A 5,824-nucleotide genomic window follows, 5' to 3' on the forward strand; every position below is an offset into this window, starting at 1 on the left:
CCATTCGCCTGGATATTCAGACCAATTTGACCCGAGCCCGCCGTGAGGGTCGCCGCATTGACGTCGATGTAGCTGACATGGCCGAGCCCCTGGATGTAAAGGGCGTGCCCACCCGACGCCGTCGTGTCGACGCTGAAGCCAGGGGTCGTAACGACAGCGGCATCGTCGGCATCTATGTCTTGCCCGGTCGTATTGGCTCCGGAGCACGCGAAGCCGCCCACCGTGGGAGAACATTGCGCCAGAGCCGGTTGCGCAGCCAAACCCAAAGTCGTTACTGCCAACACAGAATGAACACCGGCGGAGACGAACCCACACAGCATCGTCGAACCCCGCAATGTCTGGAGTAGCAGACGCCCGAAACGGGACGGACGCTCAAAGGAAGCTTCGTCGGCAGGGTTTGTCGTCGGACGGGACAATGGGCTGATGCGCATGAGAATCTCACGTTGAAGCTGGCCTTGAAGCCGTGTTGCTGGGGTCGGCTACAATCTGGCCGCTGTGGAGGAGGCTGAGCGTCGCGGATGGGTCGAAATGGAGATCAGGGCCGGTTTCGGTGGCGACCAACGTGTCCGACGACCTGAGGGCACCGGTGACAATCTGCGGAGCCCTGAATGCCGCGAAGAAATACGGCGCCAGGTCGGCCGCTCCTGATCAATGGAGTTTTTGTTTGCCGCCTGCCGTTGCCGGCAAGTCGACTGGCGAGGTGCTAGCTGATGTCGCGCCGCCTGACGTCGGAGCCTTTCCAGCCGCCGAGCATGTCGAACGCTTCCAGACCGTCCGGCTGTTGGTCGCGCGGGCCGGCGAACGTAACGCGGACCCATGCCTTGCTGAGTGCCCGGCCCAGATACGATGACTGCCAGTGAGCGGGGTGCTCTGCTTCGCCAATCTGCTGCATCTGAACTGTTTCTGGCATATCCGCGCCCTTCCAGGTGCTCGCCCCATTGTTCATTCTTGCCAGCCCCTCATGGCCAGCTAGAAGACTTGAGTCCAAAACCAGAAATACTTGTCCGCCATGTCGCTCATGGTGTCACTACTTCGAACGAGGTTGCCGGGCACATTGGGACGTTCAGTCATCAAGATGAGACGTGCAGTCATGCTGCTCGGCGCCGGACGCCGGCGCGTCACTCCGGAAGGCCGGCCTTGCGGTAGCATGTCCGGCAATCGACCACCGATCAGCTTGCCAACAATCATGGGAGCCGGCGTCGTTAGGGAGTGGAGTTCAAGGCTTCAAACGACGCCGATTGCGTCAGGCTTAGGATCAAACGAAACGCGATCGACGCCAGGCGCAAGCATCGCAAAGCCGCTGGCCCTAGCCAAGCTCAAGGTGCTGTTGCAACAAAGCCGCCCGAACCATCGACACAGTCTTGAGTGCCATCGGCCAGATCTGCGACCTCTGCGCACTGACTGAGTGCCAAAGCTACTTGCGTGCGGCTATTGTGCGGCGCCTTGCGGCTCGGTCACGGGCGCAAGCTCGGCGGCGCGTTCGGCGTAGCGTCGCGCCATCCAGGCGCAGACCATCAACTGCATCTGGTGATAGAGCATCAGTGGCAGCACTATGGCACCTATCTCCTGGCCGGCGAAGATGACGTTGGCCATCGGCACGCCTGAGGCGAGGCTCTTGTGCGAGCCGCAGAAGGCGACAGTGATCTCGTCCTGTCTGGAAAAGCCGAGGAACCGGCTGGCGAAGATGGTGGTTGCCAGCGCCGTCGACAAAAGGAAGGCGGCGATCAGCAGCAGCACCACGAGTGACTGCAGGGGCAGCTGCTGCCAGAGGCCTGCGACCATCGTCTTGGAGAAGGCGAGGTAGATCACCATCAGGATCGAGCCGCGGTCGACGACCGTCACCAGCCATTTGTGCCGGCCCAGCCAGCCAGCAAGCCAGGGCTGTACGAGCTGGCCGGCGATGAAGGGCGCCAAAAGCTGCAGCATGATGCCTTCGATCGCTGACAGCGACACGCCGCCGCCTCCGGTCTTGGCGAACAACAGCCCGACGAGCAGCGGGGTCAGGAACATGCCGATGATGTTGGAGGCCGAGGCCGAGCACACGGCGGCCGGCACGTTGCCGCCGGCAAGTGCGGTGAAGGCGATGGACGATTGCACCGTCGACGGCAGCACGCACAGGAACAGCACGCCGGCATAAAGTGCTGCCGGCAGCACCGTCGGTACCAAGAGGCCGAGTGCCAGCCCTATTATCGGGAACAGCACGAAGGTGGTCGAAAACACCAAAAGGTGCAGTCGCCAATGCGTCATGCCGGCGATGACTGTTGCCCGCGACAGCCGCGCGCCGTGGAGGAAGAACAACAGCGCGATGGCAATGTTGGTCGCGGTGCCGAAATGGCCGGCGAAACTGCCCCGTGCCGGCAGTAGCGACGCCAGCGCGATGCAGGCGACCATCAGCATGATGAAGGTGTCGGGACGAAAACGTGCGAACAAGGCGTGGGATCCCTTGGCAATGGGCTAATTTTGTATACAGTATGCCAAATGCCAATGGCATTGTGAATGGCGCATACAGGAATGATGCTCATTTCGTTTCGTGAACACAGGGAGGGATCATGTTCGATCCTATACTCCTCCAGACCTTCGTAGCGGTTGCCGGTTCGCGCAGTTTCACCGGGGCGGCAGTGCATCTCCGGCTCGGCCAGTCGACGGTCAGCCAGCACATCAGGCGGCTCGAGGTCAGCGTCGGCCGGCGGCTTCTGGTTCGCGACACCCATTCGGTGATGCTGACGCCCGACGGCGAGGCAATGCTCGGCTTTGCCCGTTCGATCCTCGACGCCAATGAACGTGCCCGCAGCTACTTGCAGGGGGCCAGGCTGACCGGCCGCATCCGCTTTGGCGCGTCGGAGGATTTCGTCACCACCCGGCTGGCCGACGTGCTGCACAAATTCACCGAGCGCCATCCTTCCGTCGAACTCGAGCTGACGGTGGCGCTGTCGAGCACACTGTTCGACCTGCTCGACGAGGGCGCGCTCGACCTCGTCATCGCCAAGCGCCGCGTCGGTCTCAACCAGCAGCGTGAGGCGCGCAGCGGCGTTGCCGTGCGCACCGAACGGCTGGTCTGGGCGGCGCGCGACCCATCGGTCGTCGAGGCTGGCAAGCCATTGCCGCTGATCCTGTTTTCGCGTCCGGGCATCACCCGTGTCGCGGCGATTGAGGCGCTCGACCGCATGGGCATCCCCTGGCGCATCGTCTGCACCAGCGGCAGCCTGAGCGGGCTTCAGGCAGCCGCTCGCGCAGGGCTCGGCATCATGGTGCAGCCGCGCAGCATGGTGTCGTCGGGGCTGATGGTGCTGCCGACCAGCCCGCAGCTGCCGCAGCTCGAGGAGGTCGAGTTCATCCTGACCAGTGCCGCCAACGAGCCGACCGGCGTGGCCGCCGCACTTGCCAAGGAAATCCTCGACCGCAACGCGCGCCAGGAATTCGAACTGCCGTTCCGCGAAGCGGTCTAGCCGGCCGGTGCAGGCGGCGTCGACGCGTTTCGAACGGGGTATTAGTCAGTATACTGCTTAAATTGATCGGGGAGCCACATGGACGTGATGATCATCGGCGCGGGCATCGGCGGGCTGACGCTGGCCCTGATGCTTTTCAAGGCAGGCATTCCTTTTCGTGTCTACGAAAGCGCCCAGGAGATCCGGCCGATCGGCGTCGGCATCTCAATCCTGCCGCATGCCAGCCGCGAGCTCACTGAGCTCGGCCTGCAGGCAGCACTCGCCGAGGTCGCGGTCACGGCGCGCGAATCCTGCTTCTTCAACCGCTTCGGCCAGCTAGTCTACAAGGAGCCGGTTGGCACTTTTGCCGGCTATGATTATCCGCAGTTCCAGATCCATCGCGGCGACCTGCAGCAGATCCTCTACGCAGCACTCGTCGAGCGGGCCGGGCCGGACTGCGTCGTCACCGGCTGGAAATGCATCGATGTCGAGCAGACGGCGGATGCCGCGATTGCCCGTTTCGTCGACGGCCGCACCGGCGAGGACCGGCCCATTCAGCGTGGTGCGGCGATCGTCGGCTGCGACGGCATCCACTCAGTCGTGCGCCTGAAGCTCGTGCCCGACGACGTCGGCCCGATCTATTCCGGCGTCAACATGTGGCGCGGCACGACCTGGTGGAAACCCTATCTCGGCGGCGCGAGCTATGTCCGCGCCGGCTGGCTCACGCATGGCAAGATGGTCATCTATCCCATCCGCAACAAGCTCGATGCCGAAGGCGGCCAGCTGATCAACTGGGTCGCCGAGATCGAGACACCGCATTACCACCAGCAGGACTGGAACCGCCGCGGCCGGCTCGACGACTTCATCCATGCCTTCGCCGACTGGAAATTCGATTTTCTCGACGTGCCGGGGCTGATCCGCGGCACTGAGGCGATCCTCGAATACCCGATGGTCGACAAGGACCCGCTTGCTCGCTGGAGCTTTGGCCGCCTCACACTGCTCGGCGACGCCGCGCACCCAATGTATCCGCGCGGTTCGAACGGCGCTGGCCAGGCGATCCTCGACGCGCGTGCGCTGGCCGACAGCTTCGCATCGGGCGGCGACGTCGCTGGCGTGCTCAAGGCCTACGAGGACAAGCGGCTGCAGGCGACGGCGACCGTCGTGCGCACCAACCGCACCACCCCGCCCGACGTCATTCTCAAGGAGGTCTACGAGCGAACGGGTGACCGGCCGTTCGCTCGGCTTGACGACGTCATCACGCAGGACGAGCTGGCGGCGCTGTCAAACACCTACAAGAAGGTCGCCGGCTATGACAAGGCGACGGTGGCCGAGCGGCGAACGGCGTGAGGGGTATTGCCGACGTATTCGCTTCAGAACGCGTCGGCCTGCAAATTTGGATGCGCCGCCTCAAATGCCGGCAGGGCGGCGGCGCGGTCGGCGATGGCGATCGACAGGGGAAAGGCGGCCAGATCGCAAAGGAAGCGCCGGGCATTGGCCACCTGCGGCACCAGGCAGATGTCGGCGATGGTGACGATGTCGCCGAGGCAATAGCTGCCTGAGAGGCCGGATGCAGCAAGCGTCTCCTCGAACGAGCGGAACCCCTCCTCGATCCAGTGGCGGTACCATTCGTTGGTGTCGTCGTCGGAAAGCTGCCAGCGCGACTTCAGGTATTTCAGAACGCGCACATTGTTGAGCGGGTGGATGTCGCAGCCGATGATCTGGGCGAGGCCCCTGACATAGGCACGACCGGCGGGGTCAGTGGGTAAGAGCGGCGGCTCGGGATGGGTCTCGTCGAGATATTCGAGCATGGCGAGGCTTTGGGCGAAGATATTGCCGTCCTCGACGAGCGTCGGCACCAGCCCTTGCGGGTTGAGCGCCATGTAGTCGGCGGTGCGGTGGTCCATCCTGGGCAGGCTGATGAAGCGGGGCTCGTAGTCGAGCCCTTTGAGCGCGAGCGCGATGCGCAGCCGATACGAGGTCGACGACCTGAAGAAGGTGTAGAGCGTGCGCATCGCTTCAGCAGTCAGTGTGACGCGGCGTTGAGGATCTCGTCGGGCGTCGACGAAACGACCTCGACATATTTTGGTACGAACTTGCGGCCCTCGATCAGGCCGACGAAGGCCGGCTTGATTTCCTCGGCCAGCACCTTGCGGATCTTGGCGTGCTCGACGATGTCGGACCACTCGGCGATGAGGAAGAAGCGCTGCGGATCCTCGGTATCGCGGCACAAGACGCCGTCCTTCACCTGGGCCCAGGACTTGTGCATCGGGTTGCCGTCCGAGTAGTCGAATTCCTCGAACAGTTGGACGAATTCCTCCTCGCGCCCGGCCTCGACGCGGAAGTCGTAGATGTGGAGGAAGTTGCCTTTCGTGGCCAGCGGTTCCTGCGCCATGGTGCTC

The 5,824-nt window shown here is 63.5% G+C and carries 7 protein-coding genes; 2 read left to right on the forward strand and 5 right to left on the reverse strand.

Translation table 11 applies throughout. The features are described 5' to 3' along the window. From AC1DUU_RS21075 to AC1DUU_RS21085, 3 genes are all read right to left on the reverse strand, one after another. On the reverse strand, positions 1-431 hold a 431-nt coding region (locus AC1DUU_RS21075), incomplete at its 3' end, for a hypothetical protein (protein WP_476785347.1). Between the two features lie 272 nt (positions 432-703). Continuing rightward, a complete protein-coding gene (locus AC1DUU_RS21080; RefSeq protein ID WP_476785348.1) occupies positions 704-946 on the reverse strand; it encodes a hypothetical protein in 243 nt (80 codons plus the stop codon). A gap of 482 nt (positions 947-1,428) precedes the next feature. Next, complete coding sequence (locus AC1DUU_RS21085; protein WP_476785353.1) at positions 1,429-2,397, reverse strand: bile acid:sodium symporter family protein; 969 nt, start codon at positions 2,395-2,397, stop codon at positions 1,429-1,431. A 152-nt stretch (positions 2,398-2,549) separates the two neighbouring features. Between AC1DUU_RS21085 and AC1DUU_RS21090 the strand changes: the two genes are divergently transcribed. Together AC1DUU_RS21090 and AC1DUU_RS21095 are read left to right on the forward strand one after the other, a co-directional pair. Continuing rightward, positions 2,550-3,446 (forward strand): LysR substrate-binding domain-containing protein, encoded by an 897-nt coding sequence (locus AC1DUU_RS21090; RefSeq protein ID WP_476785349.1) that lies wholly within the window; start codon positions 2,550-2,552, stop codon positions 3,444-3,446. A gap of 78 nt (positions 3,447-3,524) precedes the next feature. Then, complete coding sequence (locus AC1DUU_RS21095; RefSeq protein ID WP_476785350.1) at positions 3,525-4,772, forward strand: flavin-dependent oxidoreductase; 1,248 nt, start codon at positions 3,525-3,527, stop codon at positions 4,770-4,772. A 23-nt stretch (positions 4,773-4,795) separates the two neighbouring features. Here the strand turns inward: AC1DUU_RS21095 and maiA are convergent, their stop codons facing one another. Then, on the reverse strand, positions 4,796-5,437 hold the full coding sequence (gene maiA, locus AC1DUU_RS21100; RefSeq protein ID WP_476785351.1) for a maleylacetoacetate isomerase: 642 nt from the start codon (positions 5,435-5,437) through the stop codon (positions 4,796-4,798). A gap of 11 nt (positions 5,438-5,448) precedes the next feature. After that, a partial coding sequence (locus tag AC1DUU_RS21105; RefSeq protein ID WP_476785352.1) for a hypothetical protein occupies positions 5,449-5,824 on the reverse strand: 376 nt, incomplete at its 5' end.

The organism is Aminobacter sp. P4_H6_2 (genome assembly GCF_056400805.1).

Bases quoted from the DNA above. Each gene is read 5' to 3' on its own strand.
- AC1DUU_RS21080 (WP_476785348.1), bottom strand. From the start codon at position 946: ATGAACAATGGGGCGAGCACCTGGAAGGGCGCGGATATGCCAGAAACA.
- AC1DUU_RS21085 (WP_476785353.1), bottom strand. From the start codon at position 2,397: ATGCTGATGGTCGCCTGCATCGCGCTGGCGTCGCTACTGCCGGCACGG.
- AC1DUU_RS21090 (WP_476785349.1), top strand. From the start codon at position 2,550: ATGTTCGATCCTATACTCCTCCAGACCTTCGTAGCGGTTGCCGGTTCG.
- AC1DUU_RS21095 (WP_476785350.1), top strand. From the start codon at position 3,525: ATGGACGTGATGATCATCGGCGCGGGCATCGGCGGGCTGACGCTGGCC.
- maiA (WP_476785351.1), bottom strand. From the start codon at position 5,437: ATGCGCACGCTCTACACCTTCTTCAGGTCGTCGACCTCGTATCGGCTG.